Source organism: Allobosea sp. Root483D1 (assembly GCF_001429505.1).
GTDB lineage: Bacteria > Pseudomonadota > Alphaproteobacteria > Rhizobiales > Beijerinckiaceae > Allobosea.
The window spans coordinates 545,102-560,594 of record NZ_LMJW01000001.1 but is presented as its reverse complement, the minus strand read 5'-3'; the positions used below and the strand labels follow the sequence as shown (position 1 = coordinate 560,594).

Below are 15,493 nucleotides of genomic sequence, written 5' to 3'. Positions count from 1 at the left end.
AGACCCTCAGGAACCGCATCCTGCTCGAAAACGACTACCTGCCCGGCGATCTCGAACGGCAGGTCGCCGCCTTCGTCGAGCACTACAACCATGCCCGATCTCACGAGAGCCTCGGCAATCTCACGCCCGCCGACGTCTACCTCGGCCGCGGGCAGGCCATCCTCACCGAACGCGAAAGGATCAAGCGCCAGACCATCCACCAGAGACGCTTGCAGCATCACCTGAAGGCCGCATAGCCTCAAACCCAGATGAGCCAGAGCCTCCGTTCCTGAGAAACCAAAACGGTCTCAAATCATCTGACGACGGACACTTCATAAACCGGCCAAAACGGCCGGTTTTTTGTGTGTTTGGCGTTCCCTGACGTTCGCGCCCGGCCGCATCTCTAGTAGACATCAGCCTGATAGCGCCCCGCTTTCTTCAACGCCGCGACATAGGCGACGGCTTCGTCGATCGAGCGCTTGCCGTGTTCGGCGACGACATCGACCATGGCGCGCTCGACGTCCTTGGCCATGCGCTTGGCGTCGCCGCAGACATAGAAATGCGCGCCCTGCTCCAGCCAGGCGAAGAGCTCGGCGCCGCGCTCTCGCATGCGGTCCTGGACATAGATCTTGTCCTTGCCGTCGCGGGACCAGGCCAGGGTCAGGCCGGTGAGCACGCCCTCCTGCTTCATCGCGTTGAGCTCGTCCTCGTAGAAGAAGTCGGATGCCCGGCGCTGATGGCCGAAGAACAGCCAGTTCTTCCCGTTGGCGCCTGTCGCCTTGCGATCGTGCAGAAAGGCGCGGAAGGGCGCGACGCCGGTGCCGGGGCCGCACATGATCACCGGCGTCTCCGGGTTCGCCGGCAGGCCAAAACCATGGGCGCGCTGGACATAGACCGGCACCTTGTCGCCGGGCTGGACGCGCTCGCCCAGAAAGGTCGAGGCGACGCCCCAGCGCGGGCGCGAGCCGATCTTGTAACGCACCGTATCGACCGTCAGCGATATCAGGCCCGGCGTCGCATTGAACGAGGACGAGATCGAATAGAGCCGGGGCTGCAGCGGATCGAGCGCCTCGACGAAAGCCTCGGGCGAAAGCCGCGCCGAAGAAAACTTGTGCAGCGTGCCGAGCACGTCGAGCCGGTCGAGATCGCCATCGGGATCCTCGCCTGCCGCGAGCCGCTTGGCCTTCTGGCGGGTCTCGCCCCCGGTGACATAGGAAATCAGCTGGAACAGCGCATCCGGTGCAGCGCCGAGCGCGCAAGCGGCCACAAGCTTCTCGCGCAGCGTCCGGCCGCCAATATCGGCATCGGGCCGTGCACCGAGCAGGGCGATTACCGCATCGACCAAGCGCGGATCGTTCTGCGCGACGATGCCGAAGGCGTCGCCGACGATATAGTCGAGCCCGCTCTCGGAGAGATCGAACTCGACATGCCAGGTCTCCTTCTCCGAGCCTTCACTGTTGAGTTTGCGACGCGACAGGAAGGTGGCGAGCGCCGGGTTCTCGCGAGAGCGCCCAATCGGGCCCGCCGGCGTGACCGGCATAGCCTCGACCAGTGCAGCGGCCGGCGCACCGTCTTCTTCCATCAGCGCCTTGAGCTGGCGCAGCGTCTCCTTGCCGCCGGGCGCGCAGAGATTGAGCCGGCCTTCCTTGCCCTCGGCGATCGCCGACGAATACGTCTCGCAGACATAGCCGCACTGACCGCAATCCTGCTGCGCCATGGCGGCGAAGAGCTTGCGCGGCAGCGGCCTGCCCTCGGCGAGCTGCATGCGGTCGATGATCGCCATGGCCGGATCGTGCCAGGGCGCGCCGTCATCGGCCTCGCCCATCATCGCAGCGTTCTCCGCCGGCGACAGCGCGGTGACGCCGGCATTGTCGAGCGAGAGCAGGCCGGCGAAGAAGCCGTTGAGCCAGGAGCGCTGCTCCTCGCTGAAGGGCGCCGTCTCGGGCAGGACCTGGACGAGCGGATTCGGCGCCTGCACGGTCATGCCGCCTCTCCCGTCTGCGCAACCAGCACCTGCAGCGCCTCGATCTCATGGCGGCGGGCGAAGGCGACGAAGCTCTCTTCGGCTGAGACGCGATGGACCTGCCAGGTCCGCAGGATCGCCTCGACCAAAGCCGGCGCCTCCTCGGCCCTGACCTTCTCGCGGAACGGCCGGGCCATGCCGCCGTCGACGCCGTAGCCGCCGCCGACGAGGAGGTCGTAGCCGGGCACGGTGTCGCCGTCCTCGTTGACTGGCACCTTGGCGCCGATCAGGCCGAGATCGCCGATATAGTGCTGGGCGCAGGAATGGTGGCAGCCGGTCAGGTGGATGTTGACCGGCTGGTCCAGCGTGATGCGCGGCTCGCAATGGGCGGCGATGGCGAGCGCATCTTCCTTGGTGTGGGCGGCGGCGAACTTGCAGCCGGTGGCGCCGGTGCAGGCGATCAGCCCGGCGCGCAGCACGGAGGTCTCCGCGGAAAGGCCGCACGCCAGCAGATTGGCGATGACGTCGTCGACCTTCGCATCGGGCACTCCCGAGATCAGCAGATTCTGCCAGACCGTCAGGCGGATATCGCCATCGCCGCATGCTTGTGAAATCGCCGCGATCGTCCGCATCTGCCGGGCGGTGAGCTTGCCGACCGGCAGCGCCACGCCGACCCAGTTCAGTCCAGGCTGAAGCTGCTTGTGCACGCCGATATGGGCGAGCCGGTCATAGATCGGGCGCGGCTTCACGAAGGATGCATCGACCCGGATTAGCCGGCGGCCGAGTTTCTCTTCCACTGCCGCCAGAAACTTGTCGAAACCCCAGGCGTCGAGCACGTATTTCAGGCGCGCCTTGTTGCGGTTGGTACGGTTGCCATTGGCGACGAAGACGCGCACGATCGCGTCGGAGACCGCGACCGTATCGGACGGCGCGACAACGATGCCGGTGTCGCGAGCGAGGTCGTGATGACCGGTGATGCCGCCGAGCGCGAGCCGATACCAGATGCCGGGCCCGACAGCAGCGCCTTCGAACGTCGCCCCTTCCCCAATCTCAATCGCCTGGAAACCGATATCGTTGGTGTCCTCCAGCGTCGCGATCGAGCTGGCGCCGTCGAAGGCAACATTGAACTTGCGCGGCAGGCCGTAGAGCGAGCGGTCGTTGAGGATATGGTGGTGCCAGGCGCGGGCGTGCGGGCGCGTATCGAGCAGTTCGAGCGGGTCGATGCCGGCCGTCGCCGAGCCCGTGACGTTGCGGATGTTGTCGGCGCCGGAGCCCTTGGCGGTGAGGCCGAGATCGGCGAGGCCTTCGAGCAGGAGCGGCGCGTTCTGCGCGCTGATCTCGCGGACCTGCAGATTGGCGCGGGTGGTGACATGGGCGTAGGGGCCGCAAAGCCGCTCGGCGAGATCGGCGACACCCTCGAACTGCCAGGCCTTGAGGATACCGTTCGGGATGCGCAGCCGGCACATATAGCTGTCCTGCGCCGGGGCCACATAGAACAGGCCGTGGTAACGCCAGCGGAAATTGTCTTCCGGCTTCGGGTAGGTGCCTGACGACGCCTGGTCCTTGAAGCGGGCATAGGCGTCGAAGGGATGCTCGGCCGCCTTCCACTTCTCCTGGTCGACCAGCTTGCCGCCTCCGGCGACGGTCTTCGCCTGCGCCTCGGCATGCTCCCTGTCGGGGCCTGACGGCGTGGCGTTGCCCTGCTCGCCCGCACCACCGAGCGGTCCGAGCCCGCGCGCCGCGCGCGCCGACTGCATGCCGCTCATGAAGCCTTCGAGATAGCGCTTCTGGTCGGGGGAGAAGTCGTTGCTCATGGCCGCCGCCGTCACGCCGCCTCGACGAAGCGGTGGCGCTCGTAGAGGAATTTCAGCACGGCCTCGCGCGCGGCGATGTAGGTGCGGTCGGAGACCAGTTCGAGGCGTTTGCGCGGGCGCTCCAGCCGGACATCGAGCACCTCGCCGATGCGGGCGGAGGGGCCGTTGGTCATCATCACGATCCGGTCGGAGAGCAGCACGGCCTCGTCGACGTCATGGGTGATCATGATCATCGTGTTCCCGAGCGCGGCGTGGATCTGCATGATCGAGTCCTGCAGATGGGCCCGGGTCAGCGCGTCGAGCGCACCGAAGGGCTCGTCGAGCAGCAGGATCTTCGGCTCCATGGCGAGGCCGCGGGCGATGCCGACCCGCTGCTTCATGCCGCCGGAAATCTCGGCTGGGCGCTTGTCCCTGGCATGAGCCATTTGGACGAGGTCGAGGTTGTGCATGATCCAGTCATGCCGCTGCGCCTTTGACTTTACGCCGCGGAAGACCTTGTTCACGGCGAGCGCGACATTGTCGTAGACGGAAAGCCAGGGCAGCAGCGAGTGGTTCTGGAAGACCACCGCCCGCTCGGGGCCGGGCGCGTTGACCTCTTTGCCTTCGAGCAGCACGGCGCCGGCGCTCACCGGCGTCAGCCCGGCTACGATGTTGAGCAGGGTCGACTTTCCACAGCCGGAATGGCCAATGATCGAGACGTACTCACCCTTGTCGATGACGAGGCTGATGTCCTTCAGCACATTGGTCGAGGCCGTGCCGCGCTGGAAGGTCTTCTCGACATGATCGATCTTGAGATAGGGGCTGCTCATGATCCGGCTCCTCAGTTCACGACTGTGCCACGGGTGACGATCGTGCCGACGAAGGCGACCAGCCGGTCGAGCACGAAGCCGACCACGCCGATGTAGACGAGCGCCACGATGATGTCGGACAGGCGCGAGGAGTTCCACGCGTCCCAGATGAAGAAGCCGATGCCGACGCCGCCGGTCAGCATCTCGGCCGCGACGATGGCGAGCCAGGACAGGCCGACGCCGATCCGAAGGCCGGTGAAGATGTAGGGCGCCGCCGAGGGCACCATCACCTTGAAGAAAAACTCGACCTGGTTCAGCCGCAGCACCTTGGCGACATTGCGATAATCCTGCGGGATATTGCGGATGCCGACGGCGGTATTAATGATCACCGGCCAGATCGCGGTGATGAAGATCACGAAGATCGCCGAGGGCTGGCTGTCGCGAAACGCCGCCAGCGAGAGCGGCAGCCAGGCCAGCGGCGGCACGGTGCGCAGCACCTGGAAGACCGGATCGAGCCCCCGCATCGCCCAGACTGACTGGCCGACAAGCGCGCCGAGCAGGATGCCGACGACCGCGGCAAGGGAAAAGCCGATGGCGACACGCTGGAGCGAGACCAGGATGCGCCAGCCGAGCCCGATATCCTGGGTACCGGCCCAATAGAACGGCTCGGTGATCAGGTCCTTGGCCTCTTCCCAGATCTTGGTCGGCGGCGGCAGCGAGGATTGCGGGCCGGAGGCGGCGATCTGCCAGAACAGCAGGATCAGCGCGACCGTGATCAGCGGCGGTATGACGCTGACCAGCACCGACTTCGCCAGCGGCGCCAGTCTCTCGCGCAGCGGCTGGCCGGTCGCCTGAGGCAACGCCACCACGCCCGCACTCGCCGCCGGCAAGGCCACGACCTTTGCGCCCGCGCCGGCGTCCTTCAAGACAGCCTGACCCATTCCGTCACTCCTGTGATCGATCGGTGCGTTCATGCCGGCACCTCAACGCGCTGCTGCGCGCCGATGCGGCGGATTTCGGGGAGGCACGAACCGCAATTCGTGCCGGCTTTCAGCTTGCGGCCGATCTCCTCGACCGTGACGCTCGCGCCCTCCGCAAAGGCGGCGCGGATCGCGTTCAGGCCGACGCCGAAACAGGCGCAAACCGTCGGGCCCTGGTCGGCGGCGCCGTCCAAGCTGCGGCCGGAGAGCAGCGCGAGGCGCTGGCGCGGATCAACCTCGCCGCTGGCAAAGGCGAGCTTGACCGCATCCCAGACGGGCGCGTCATGGTCCGGCCCGAGGAACAGGGCGGCTGCGAGCCGGCCATCGCGGATCAGAGAGCAGCGATAGAGCCCGCGTTCGGCATCGACCATCTCGATCAAGCCCTCGGCGCCGAAGGCCTCGCGGGCGAGTTGCATAAGCTCGGCAGCATCGGCCTGCGTCGCGAAGAGCCGACCCAGTCCGCCTTCGACGGCGACGCGGGTCCACCAGCTTCCTTCCGGCAGGGCGAAGTCGTCGGCGCCGAGCAGGAAACCACGCGAACGGAACGAGACTGGCGCAATCGCAGCCGGCGTCGCCTTCATCTCCGGCTGGCCCGAGAACGGATCGACCAGCGGATGGACGGCGGCGCCGATACGGGCGTTGGAGGCGTTCTCGCCCGACCAGTGGATCGGAGCGAAGAGCGAGCCCTTCTGCGCGCCGGGATCGAGCGCGATCTTGAGCACGACTGTACCGTGAGCCGTCGCGATGCAGGCAAAGCCCTTCGCGGCAAGTCCGAAGCGGGCTGCATCATCCGGATGCACCAGCACCGTTGGCTCCGCGACATGAGCCGAGAGCCGAGCGCTCAGGCCGGTGCGCGTCATGGTGTGCCAGTGGTCGCGGACGCGGCCGGTGTTGAGCAGCAGCGGGAAGGCTTCAGTGGTCGCGGCGGCAAGCGCGGGCAGGGCGAGCGGCCGCATTGTCGCCTTGCGGTTCGCGGTGAAGAAACCGCCTTCGGCGAAGAGCCGGGCCGTACCCTCCGCTTGGCCCACAGGAACCGGCCACTGCACTGGCGCGAGCCCGTCATAGGCGTGGCGGGTCAGGTCGCCATGGGCGCCGATGTCGAAGTCGCGGCTGCCCGCGTTTTCGAAGGCCGAAAGCGCTGCGTGCTCGGCATAGATCTCGTGCGGGCCGGCATAATCGAAGGCCTCCTCGAAACCGAGGCGTTCGGCGACCTCGCAGATGATCCACCAGTCCGGCTTCACCTCTCCCGGCAGGGCCAAGAATCCACGCTGGCGCGAGATGCGGCGCTCGGAGTTGGTGACGGTGCCGTCCTTCTCGCCCCAGGCAGCAGCCGGCAGGATGTAGTGCGGCCCGGCGGCGAGCGTGTCGTTTGAGAGGACGTTCTCGGAGACGACGAAGAGATCGAGCCCGCGTAGCGCCGCCTGAACCGCGTCGGCCCGCGGCAGCGACACGGCAGGATTGGTCGCCATTACCCACATCGCTTTCAGCCGGCCGTCTGCGACGGCGTCCATCATGTCGACGGCCTTGAAGCCCTCGCGCCCGGCCATGCGCGGCGCGCGCCAAAAGCGGCGGACGCGGTCGATTTCGGCCGGGCTGTAGCCCATATGAGCGGCGAGCATGTTGGCGAGGCCGCCGACTTCGCGCCCGCCCATGGCATTGGGCTGGCCGGTCAGCGAGAACGGGCCACCGCCAGGGCGGCCGATGCGGCCGGTGGCGAGATGGCAGTGCAGGATCGCCGCAACCTTGTCGGTGCCCTGTGCCGACTGATTGACGCCCTGGCTCCAGGCGGTGACGACGGCAGGCGTGCCGGCCCAGAGCGCGTAGAACGCGGCAATGTCGGCCTCGGACAGGCCGGTTCGGGCGACGACTGCCGCGATGTCCGGCGCGATCTCGCGGGCATTGGCGAGCGCGGCATCGAAGCCGGCGACGTGGTGCTCGATATAGGCGCGATCGATGAGGCCGGCATCGGCAAGATGCACCAGCAATCCGGCGAAGAGCGCACTGTCGGAACCCGGCTTCAGGGCTAAGACGAGATCGGCATCCTCGGCTGTCGCAGTGACGCGCGGGTCGATCACGACGACCCTGGCGCCGCGCTCAGCTCGGTTCTGCTGGATGCGCCGGAACAGGATCGGGTGGCACCAGGCCGTGTTGGAGCCGACCAGCACCATCAGGTCGGCGCTGTCGAGGTCCTCATAGCAGCCGGGCACGGTGTCGGAGCCGAGCACGCGGCGATGGCCGGCGACGGTCGAGGCCATGCAGAGCCGCGAATTGGTGTCGACATGCTGCGAGCCGATGAAGCCCTTCATCAGCTTGTTGGCGACGTAATAATCCTCGGTCAGCAGCTGGCCCGAGAGATAGAGGGCGACGGCCTCGGGGCCGTCGCGCGCGATGATCGTCTTCAGCCCATCAGCGACCGCATCGAGCGCCTCGTCCCAGGACACCCGGTCATAGGCGCCGCGGGCATTGCGCTTCAGCGGATGGAGCACACGCGTGCCGAGGCCGAGCGTCTCGCCGAGCGCCGAGCCCTTCGAGCAGAGCCGGCCGCGATTGGCCGGATGATCCGGATCGCCGGCGATTGTCGCACCGCCCTTGCCGTCCGGCGTCGCGAGCACGCCGCAGCCGACCCCGCAATAGGGGCAGGTCGTGCGTGTCGGGACGGGGCCGGCGAGCGGGGCGTCGTGGCGCATGGTCAGGCCGCCCTCGCGCAATAGGCTTCGCCGAAGGGCAGGTCGGCGCGGATCGGCGAGATGTCCTGCTGCGAGCGGATCAGGCCGAGATAGAACAACGCGCCGGTGGTGTCGCCGACGAGGACGCAGCCGGCGAGCCGGCCGTCCCGCAGCACGAATTTGCGATAGACCGCCATGGCGGGGTCGCGCAGCAGCAGGACTTCGTCACCCTCTGCCGGTTCGACGGAACCGGCGGAGAAGACGCTGACGCCGCTGACCTTGAGATTGGTCGCCAGTAGCGAGCCGGTGTAGCGCGCCGTCCCGCTAGCAAGTCTTGTTGCGAGCACACGGGCCTGCTCATAGGCCGGCTCGACCAGGCCATAGACCAGGCCACGATGCTCGGCGCATTCGCCGATGGCGAAGATCGAAGGATCGCTGCTGGCAAGGCCGTCGTCGACATCGACGCCGCGATTGACGTCGAGGCCCGCCGCGACCGCAAGATCGACGCGCGGACGCACACCGATGGCGACGACGACCAGATCGGCCGGAATGGTGCTGCCGTCGGTCAATTCGACGGCCTCGACCCGCTCCGTGCCGACGAAGCGCTCGGCCGTGCAGTTCAACCTTATGTCGATACCGCGCGCAGCGATCTCGGCCGCGAGCAGGCCGGCACCCTCGCGATCGAGCTGGCGCTCCATCAACCGGTCGGCCAGGTGCAGAACCGTGACCCTGGCGCCGATCCTGGCGAGCCCGTAAGCCGCCTCCAACCCGAGCAGACCACCGCCGATCACCACGACGCGCGCGCCGGTTGCGGCAACCGCGCGGAACAGCGCGACATCGGCGACATCCCGGAAGGTCGCGACCCCCGGCAGTTCGAACCCCGGCACCGGCGGCATCAGGGGACGCGAGCCGGTAGCGAGGACGAGCTTGCCATAGGGCAGGGTCAGGCCATCGGCCAGCGCCACCGTCTTCGCCGCCCGGTCGATGGCCGTGACCGGCGTGCCGTAGAGCATCGAGACGCCGCGCGCCTGCCACCAGGCGGCGGGCTTCAGCTCGATCTCCGGCTCGCCGATCTCGCCGGCGAGCAGCGGCGAGAGCAGCACCCGGTTATAGGCGAGCCGTGGCTCGGCCCCGATCACCGCGATGGAATAGCGGCCGAGCGCGCGCTGGCTGAGCTCGTCGACCAGCTTGGTCGCCGCCATGCCCTTGCCGACGATGACGAGCGGCTCGGCCATGGCTCAGGCGACCCGCTTGATCTTGAGCGCCTTGAGGTAGTCCATCGGCGCTGTCGGATCGAACTTCACGCCGTCGAAGAAGGTCTCGACGCCCCGCGAGTCGCCGCTGGCGGCATTGGCGACACCGAGCGTCTTGGCGGCTTCCGACCAAAGGTCCGAGCGATTGGTCTTGTCGACCAGCGCCTTGATGTCGGTGTTGGTGTCGAACTTGCCCCAGCGGATGTTCTCGGTGACGAACCAGGTGTCGTGGCTCTTCCAGGGATAGGAGACGGTGCCGCCTTCACCCCAGAACTTCATGTAGAGGTTGGTACCCTTGGCCTCGCGGCCATTGCCGTAGTTGATGTCGCCCTGCAGGCGCTTGTTGATGTCGTTGACCGGGACGTTGAACCATTGCCGCTTGCCGACGATCTCGGCGAGTTCCTGGCGGTTCTCCATCTTGTCGGCCCACATCTGGGCCTCCATCACCGCCATCAGGATGGCCTGCGTCGCCTTGGGATTGGCGTCGACGAAATCGGCACGCATGCCGAGGATTTTCTCGGGGTGCTTGAACCAGAGTTCGCCGGTGGTCAGCGCGGTGTAGCCGATGTTCTGGTTGACGAGTTGCTCGTTCCACGGCTCGCCGACGCAGAAGCAGTCCATCGTGCCGACCTTCATGTTCGCCACCATCTGCGGCGGCGGCACGACGATCACCTTGATGTCGCTGTCGGGGTCGATGCCGCCGGCGGCGAGCCAGTAGCGGATCCAGAGATCGTGGGTGCCGCCCGGGAAGGTCATGGCGGCGGTCAGTTCCTTGCCGGCAGCCTTCTTGCGCTCGAAGGCCTGCTTCAGCGGCGAGGCGTCCTTCTGGACGTTGAGATCCTTGTATTCGTTGGAGACCGAGATCGCCTGACCGTCCTGGTTCAGGTTGAGCAGGGTGTACATCGGCAGCGGCTGGCCGTTCTGCATGACCTTGCCGGTCGAGTAGAGATGCGTCTTGGGCCGCAGGATGTGGCCGCCGTCGATGCCGTTGCTCTTGAAGCCGAGCGCCATGTTGTCGCGCGTCGCGCCCCAGGAAGCCTGCTTGGCGATGTCCATGTCGGGCAGGCCGTATTTGGCGAAGAGACCCTTCTCCTTTGCGATCACCAGCGGCGCCGCATCGGTCAGCGCGATGTAGCCGAGGCGCGTGCCCTTGATCTCGGGGCCCGCGGCTTGCGCGAAAGCCCCACTCGGAAAGCTCAGCTTGGCAGCGGCGGCCACGGCAGCCGCCCCGGTCAGGTTCAGGAAATCGCGACGGCTCGGGCCGGCCTGGAGAGCAGCCACCTTGGTCTTGACGGTCTCGGTCATCGATCGCTTTTCCTCGTGAACGGTTTGGTGTCCGCGAAAACGAAAACGCCGCGCGAAAGCGCCCTGCCGGGCTCCTTCGACAGCGGCGTTGCTGTGCGTTCCGATTTCGAACTTGCTCGCGGGCAGCATTGGCCGCGGTCGAGACGAGCGTTACAAGGACCGTGCCAACTCCCGGGCGAGCAGCAAGCATTTGAATTGTTTCAATTTGCCTGGGCAGTTCGCCGCGATCGGCGTGCTCCCGCTGTTTTTGTGCGCCGCACAATCCAGTTGCATTTGCACAAATTTGAGGCGTGCCTAGAATTTCACCCTGTGGCCGCTTCCAGGGCGAGCGGCACGAAGACTGCCCGTGCCCGCTCGATCAAATTCGGCGTGACTACGACCTGCCCGGCGCGCGCCATCGCGGCGAGCAAAAGATCGGCATGAGCGGGATCAGGGTGGATCGCGGCGGCATCGAAGCGGATATAGGACGGTACGCGACGGATCGGCCGCCCGCCGCCCTGGACGATCTCGCCGCGCAGGATCGCTTCGATCAGGGCAGCGGGAGCCGCAAGGCGATCGGGCGCCGCGAGCAAGCGGGCGAGGCTCGGCCAGTTCGCTTCATCCGAGGCCCAGTGGCTCGCTTCGATCAGGGCTGCATTCAGGCGCGCGACCGCCTCGCTGCGGCGCTCGACATCGTCAGCGCGCCAGGCCAGCACCTTTTCCAGGCAATCCGGCATCAGATCGACGCCGCAATGCAGGATCGCGCCGACGCCGGCCTCCACCGCCAGGGTGTTCCAGGGCGCGCCGGCGCAGAAGCCGTCGACCTCGCCGCTTGCCAGGGCCTCGACCGTGCGGACCGGCGGCACGATCTCGAGCCGGACGTCCTCACCAAGACGAACGCCGCCGAGCGCCATCCAGTCGCGCAGCAGATAGGTATGGCAGGAGAAGCCGAAGACCGCGGCGAAGGCGAGCGGCGGCAGGCCGGAGGCCTTGCGCGCCGAGACAAGCGTCGCGAGGGCCTGCGCGGACACTACTGGATCCGCCAGATCACCGTTCGCGACACGGGCCATCTCCTCGAAACGGCGAGCCGAGACGGTGAGCGCATTGCCGTTGAGATTCAGCAGGATCGGCGCCGCCATCGGTGCAGTGACGCCGCCGATGCCGAGCGTCGAGGCAATCGCCGCCGGCGCCAGCATGTGCGCGGCGTCGAGCAGGCGCACATGCAGACGGTCGCGCAGGTTCGACCAGGACACCTCGCGCACCAGTTCGAGCGAAAGCCCGTGCGCCTGGGCGATGCCGCTATCGGCGGCCGCGACCAGCAACGCCGCATCGACCAGCGGCATGAAGCCGACCCGCAAGTGCAGCGTCGTCATTTCAGCATCTCCGCGGCGGTGATGAGGGAGCGGGCGATGTCGACGAGCTTGCGCTTCTCGTTCATCGCGGTGCGGCGCATCAGGGCATAGGCCTCGTCTTCGGAGAGGCCCTTCAAGCGCATGACGATGCCCTTGGCGCGGTCGATAGTCTTGCGGTCATCGAGTTGGGAGCGCGCTTCGTCGAGCTCTTCGCGTAGCTTGCGGAAGGCGTTGAAGCGGCTGATGCAGGTCTGCAGGATGGCCTGCATCCGCTCCTTCTTCAGCCCGTCGACGATGTAGGCGGAGACGCCGGCCTCGACCGCGGCCTCGATCGAGGCGGAGTCCGACTGGTCGACGAACATCGTGATCGGCCGCCGCACATGCCGGCTGACGAGAAACATGTCCGCCAGCGCGTCGCGGCTCGGATCTTCGAGGTCGATGACCACGACATCGGGATCATTGGCTTCGATGGCGGCGACCAGACCGGTCGTGGCCGAGATGCGGATGAGCTGCTCATAGCCAGCTTCCCGCAGGCCTTCCTCGATGATCGTGGCCCGAACCTGGTTCGCGTCGACGATGAGAATCCGCAGATTTGCCATCGTGCCTTTCAGTCGTTCCCGTGGGGCGCTCCGGGACCGGCCAATCAGGAATCGTGCCACGGCTGCAGCAATCGATGCTGTGACATGTGGAGAAGGCAGCCGGGATCGAGTGCCGGCGATCCTCTGGCGTCGTGATGCGTAGCCGTTGCCATGGAAAAGCCCGACTCGGCCTGCCTTGAAGCCGGTGAAGCGGAGCGCTCCGCAGCCGACTCATCTCTGGAGAACGTCAATATGCTCAAGTCGACGCTGGCATTGGCCGCAACCTGTCTTTTGCTCGCCGGATGCGGCAATACCGTCGAACAGCGGATTGGCGGCGCGGCCGTCGGTGCCGGCACTGGCGCCGTAGTCGCCGGCCCGGTCGGGGCTGTCGTGGGCGGCACTGTGGGCGCAATCTCCGGTCCCGCTGTGACGCGCTCCGTGCGCCGCGCGTCGCGCTGACGGAGGCTCGCGGAGGGCTTCACGCCCTCCGCTCTGCCTTGATCGGCTAGCTCCAGAAGCCTGCCTGGTGGTCGCGCGGAGAGAACGTTTCTGCGACGTCCTGCTGCTGCGCTTCGTGGTTGTCTTCGTGGTCGTGCTCGGTCTCGAGCACACACTCACAATCGTGCCGTTCCAGCATGGATCGCTCCTTTCGAAACGTGGGGAGGTTGCTTCAGGCACGAGTTAGATATGAACTATTGCTGCGTTGCACAAGTTTTCTGAGCAGGTGCGGGATGATCGGCTGTGCAGGGCGGGATCGAACGCCGGAGCAAGGTCAGCTGCTGTCGGCGTCCTTCGGGCTGGCCACGGTCGCCGATTGCCGTTCCGCCGCGCGGTCGAGGCAAGCCGCCATCTCCGGCGTGCCCCATTTGAATTTCGAGCACTGCTCGGTACCGACAGTCAGATTCCTGGCGACGCTGTGCGAGCTGTCGGTGCCGCTGCAGCCGGCGAGAGCGATGGCGATCGCTGCGAGTACGGTGCGCATGATGACCCTCCTTTCAAAGGAGGAAGTCGAGCAGGCGCATGAGGCGATAATTTGATCGGGCCCGCGCAGGGGTGCGCGAGCCCGATCATGTGACGCTCCGGAACGGACGAAGGCGCCGGCGATGGTCCCGTTATTTCAGGACGCCGGCCTCGCGGAAGGCCTTCTCGGCACCCGGATGCAGCGGCACCGGCTGCGTCTTCCAGGCGGTGGCGGGGTCGTAGCGGCCCATCGCCTGGTAGATGTTCGCCAGGCGCGGCTTGTTGGCGATGATCGCCTTGGTCATCGCATAGACGAAATCGTCCGGGAGCTCCGAAGAGACGAGATAGATGTTGCCCATGGAGGAGACGGAGATGTCTCCGCTCTGCAGCTCCGGGAAGGAGCCGGCCGGGATGGTGCCCTTCGAGTAGCCGAACTTCTCGGTCAGGGCGTTCTGCAGCTCCGTCGGGAATGGGGCGAACTTCACCTTGCGCCGGCCATCGACGATCTGGCTGGCGAGGCCCGAGGGAATTTCGCCTGCCGTCCAGAGCACGCTGAACTGGTTGTCGTTGAAGCCCTGGATCAGCTCGCCATAGGCCGAGATCACCACCTTGCCGCCGCCCGCGCGGATCTTGGCGAAGGAATTGCCGTAGTGCTCGAGCGCCCGTTGCAGCGACAGATGCTCGGAGGTGGCCGCCGAGGTGACGCCGATGGTGAGCTTGGGATCGGCCAGGATCTCGGCGAGCGAGCGCTTCTCCTCCACCGGCACATAGACCATGAAATAGACGTCGACGCCGGTCGAGCCGAGCGTGCGCAGCTTGTTGTGCTTCTGCTTGTAGGGCTCCTCGCCCTTCAGGGCGGCGGCGCTGAGGAAGTCGATACCCATGCCGATCTGGCTGAGTCCGGCCTGGATGCGGCTGGGATTGTCCTTGCCGCCGCCGGGGACGATGCGGATGTTGACCCCCGGCGTCGCCTCCATGACCAGGGTCGAGACGCCGGTGGTCTGGGTGAACCAGGCTCCGCCCGGCGAGCCGGAGGTCCATTCGAGGTTCTTGCTCTGGGCGGTCGCCGGCAACGGGGCAGCGAGGGCGGCGCCGATGAGCGCCAGCAGCGAGAGACGCGGGAGGAAGCGTGACATCCGTGAGGCTCCGATCAAGGTTGAGGTTACAGGTTCAGGCGGTTCGGGCGGCGTCGTCTGCTTCGAACTCGGCGAGCGTCTTCTCGTCGGCGGGGTAGAGGCCGACGAGCTGCGCGCCGGCGGCGACGCGCTTCTGCACCCAGAGTTCGAACCGGTTCTGCTTCTCGCCGTCGACGGCGATCTCGTTGGCGAGTTCGGGCGGCACGACGAGGACGCCGTCCTCATCGGCGACAATCAGGTCTCCCGGCCAGATCGCGGCGTCGCCGCAGCCGATCGGCTCGCCCCAGCCGGCAAAGCTCAGCCCGCCGATCGAGGGCGGCGAGGCGGTGCCGCTGGCCCAGACCGGCAAGCCGACCTGGCGCAGACCCGGTAGGTCGCGCACGACGCCGTCGCTGACGATCGCCTTGACGCCGTTGAGCCTGAGCCGGTCGGCGAAGATGTCGCCGACGGTGCCGGCGGCTGGATGGCCGCGCGCATCGATGACGACGATGCTGCCGGGCGGCGCCGCGTCGATCGCAGCCGGCAACGCCCCGGGCCAGCCATAGCTCGCCGGCACCGCCTTGTCGTCGCGCGCTGGCACGAAGCGCAGGGTGAAGGCCGGGCCGCAGAGCGCGCCGCCGCCGACCAGCCGGCGCGGGCCGGTAAGATAGCTCTGACGCAAGCCATGCTTGATCAATCGGCTCGACAGGGTCGGCGTGCCGATCGCGGCGAGGCGGGCCTGGATGTCGCTGGTCATGGCC

The 15,493-nt window shown here is 66.9% G+C and carries 15 protein-coding genes; 2 read left to right on the top strand and 13 right to left on the bottom strand.

Annotation, left to right across the window (positions count from 1 at the left end):
• Positions 1 to 236: transposase (locus ASE66_RS33075; protein ID WP_244494778.1), on the top strand; the 236-nt coding region annotated here is incomplete at its 5' end.
• A gap of 146 nt (positions 237 to 382) precedes the next feature.
• Here ASE66_RS33075 and ASE66_RS02680 read toward each other — a convergent pair.
• From ASE66_RS02680 to ASE66_RS02640, 9 genes are all read right to left on the bottom strand, one after another.
• On the bottom strand, positions 383 to 1,963 hold the full coding sequence (locus ASE66_RS02680; protein ID WP_057188014.1) for a sulfite reductase subunit alpha: 1,581 nt from the start codon (positions 1,961 to 1,963) through the stop codon (positions 383 to 385).
• Positions 1,960 to 3,756, bottom strand: a complete 1,797-nt coding sequence (locus tag ASE66_RS02675) for a NirA family protein (RefSeq protein ID WP_057188657.1) — start codon at positions 3,754 to 3,756, stop codon at positions 1,960 to 1,962. The genes ASE66_RS02680 and ASE66_RS02675 overlap by 4 nt, the downstream gene beginning before the upstream one ends.
• Positions 3,757 to 3,767: 11 nt before the next feature.
• Positions 3,768 to 4,565: an ABC transporter ATP-binding protein gene (locus ASE66_RS02670; protein ID WP_057188013.1), complete on the bottom strand. Its 798-nt coding sequence runs from the start codon at positions 4,563 to 4,565 to the stop codon at positions 3,768 to 3,770.
• Positions 4,566 to 4,576: 11 nt separating this feature from the next.
• Positions 4,577 to 5,485 (bottom strand): nitrate ABC transporter permease, encoded by a 909-nt coding sequence (gene ntrB, locus ASE66_RS02665; protein WP_082613145.1) that lies wholly within the window; start codon positions 5,483 to 5,485, stop codon positions 4,577 to 4,579.
• A gap of 29 nt (positions 5,486 to 5,514) precedes the next feature.
• Entirely contained in the window at positions 5,515 to 8,211 is a 2,697-nt protein-coding gene (locus tag ASE66_RS02660; protein WP_057188655.1) for a nitrate reductase, read from the bottom strand.
• Positions 8,212 to 8,213: 2 nt separating this feature from the next.
• Positions 8,214 to 9,425, bottom strand: coding sequence for an NAD(P)/FAD-dependent oxidoreductase (locus ASE66_RS02655; RefSeq protein ID WP_057188012.1), 1,212 nt, complete (start codon positions 9,423 to 9,425; stop codon positions 8,214 to 8,216).
• Between the two features lie 3 nt (positions 9,426 to 9,428).
• Complete coding sequence (locus ASE66_RS02650) at positions 9,429 to 10,748, bottom strand: CmpA/NrtA family ABC transporter substrate-binding protein (RefSeq protein WP_057188011.1); 1,320 nt, start codon at positions 10,746 to 10,748, stop codon at positions 9,429 to 9,431.
• A 302-nt stretch (positions 10,749 to 11,050) separates the two neighbouring features.
• Entirely contained in the window at positions 11,051 to 12,100 is a 1,050-nt protein-coding gene (locus ASE66_RS02645) for a CmpA/NrtA family ABC transporter substrate-binding protein (RefSeq protein WP_057188010.1), read from the bottom strand.
• A complete protein-coding gene (locus ASE66_RS02640; protein ID WP_057188009.1) occupies positions 12,097 to 12,678 on the bottom strand; it encodes an ANTAR domain-containing response regulator in 582 nt (193 codons plus the stop codon). Before ASE66_RS02640 ends, ASE66_RS02645 begins: the two co-directional genes overlap by 4 nt.
• Before the next feature lie 150 nt (positions 12,679 to 12,828).
• On the opposite strand from ASE66_RS02640, the gene ASE66_RS02635 reads away from it, so the two are divergent.
• Entirely contained in the window at positions 12,829 to 13,116 is a 288-nt protein-coding gene (locus ASE66_RS02635; RefSeq protein ID WP_200964536.1) for a hypothetical protein, read from the top strand.
• A gap of 46 nt (positions 13,117 to 13,162) precedes the next feature.
• Here ASE66_RS02635 and ASE66_RS33650 read toward each other — a convergent pair whose 3' ends face one another.
• The 4 genes from ASE66_RS33650 to ASE66_RS02620 form a co-directional block, all read right to left on the bottom strand.
• The gene (locus tag ASE66_RS33650; RefSeq protein ID WP_274532923.1) at positions 13,163 to 13,294 is read right to left on the bottom strand and encodes a hypothetical protein; all 132 of its coding nucleotides are present in this window, start codon (positions 13,292 to 13,294) and stop codon (positions 13,163 to 13,165) included.
• Between the two features lie 135 nt (positions 13,295 to 13,429).
• On the bottom strand, positions 13,430 to 13,639 hold the full coding sequence (locus ASE66_RS02630; protein WP_057188007.1) for a hypothetical protein: 210 nt from the start codon (positions 13,637 to 13,639) through the stop codon (positions 13,430 to 13,432).
• 130 nt (positions 13,640 to 13,769) lie between these two features.
• A complete protein-coding gene (locus tag ASE66_RS02625) occupies positions 13,770 to 14,753 on the bottom strand; it encodes a TAXI family TRAP transporter solute-binding subunit (RefSeq protein WP_057188006.1) in 984 nt (327 codons plus the stop codon).
• A gap of 34 nt (positions 14,754 to 14,787) precedes the next feature.
• Entirely contained in the window at positions 14,788 to 15,489 is a 702-nt protein-coding gene (locus tag ASE66_RS02620) for a hypothetical protein (protein WP_057188005.1), read from the bottom strand.
• Between the last annotated feature and the right edge of the window lie 4 nt (positions 15,490 to 15,493).

What these genes read in the sequence shown, in the direction of transcription:
- ASE66_RS02680 (WP_057188014.1), bottom strand. Translation starts at nt 1,963, where the DNA reads ATGACCGTGCAGGCGCCGAATCCGCTCGTCCAGGTCCTGCCCGAGACG.
- ASE66_RS02675 (WP_057188657.1), bottom strand. Translation starts at nt 3,756, where the DNA reads ATGAGCAACGACTTCTCCCCCGACCAGAAGCGCTATCTCGAAGGCTTC.
- ASE66_RS02670 (WP_057188013.1), bottom strand. Translation starts at nt 4,565, where the DNA reads ATGAGCAGCCCCTATCTCAAGATCGATCATGTCGAGAAGACCTTCCAG.
- ntrB (WP_082613145.1), bottom strand. Translation starts at nt 5,485, where the DNA reads ATGGGTCAGGCTGTCTTGAAGGACGCCGGCGCGGGCGCAAAGGTCGTG.
- ASE66_RS02660 (WP_057188655.1), bottom strand. Translation starts at nt 8,211, where the DNA reads ATGCGCCACGACGCCCCGCTCGCCGGCCCCGTCCCGACACGCACGACC.
- ASE66_RS02655 (WP_057188012.1), bottom strand. Translation starts at nt 9,425, where the DNA reads ATGGCCGAGCCGCTCGTCATCGTCGGCAAGGGCATGGCGGCGACCAAG.
- ASE66_RS02650 (WP_057188011.1), bottom strand. Translation starts at nt 10,748, where the DNA reads ATGACCGAGACCGTCAAGACCAAGGTGGCTGCTCTCCAGGCCGGCCCG.
- ASE66_RS02645 (WP_057188010.1), bottom strand. Translation starts at nt 12,100, where the DNA reads ATGACGACGCTGCACTTGCGGGTCGGCTTCATGCCGCTGGTCGATGCG.
- ASE66_RS02640 (WP_057188009.1), bottom strand. Translation starts at nt 12,678, where the DNA reads ATGGCAAATCTGCGGATTCTCATCGTCGACGCGAACCAGGTTCGGGCC.
- ASE66_RS02635 (WP_200964536.1), top strand. Translation starts at nt 12,829, where the DNA reads ATGGAAAAGCCCGACTCGGCCTGCCTTGAAGCCGGTGAAGCGGAGCGC.
- ASE66_RS33650 (WP_274532923.1), bottom strand. Translation starts at nt 13,294, where the DNA reads ATGCTGGAACGGCACGATTGTGAGTGTGTGCTCGAGACCGAGCACGAC.
- ASE66_RS02630 (WP_057188007.1), bottom strand. Translation starts at nt 13,639, where the DNA reads ATGCGCACCGTACTCGCAGCGATCGCCATCGCTCTCGCCGGCTGCAGC.
- ASE66_RS02625 (WP_057188006.1), bottom strand. Translation starts at nt 14,753, where the DNA reads ATGTCACGCTTCCTCCCGCGTCTCTCGCTGCTGGCGCTCATCGGCGCC.
- ASE66_RS02620 (WP_057188005.1), bottom strand. Translation starts at nt 15,489, where the DNA reads ATGACCAGCGACATCCAGGCCCGCCTCGCCGCGATCGGCACGCCGACC.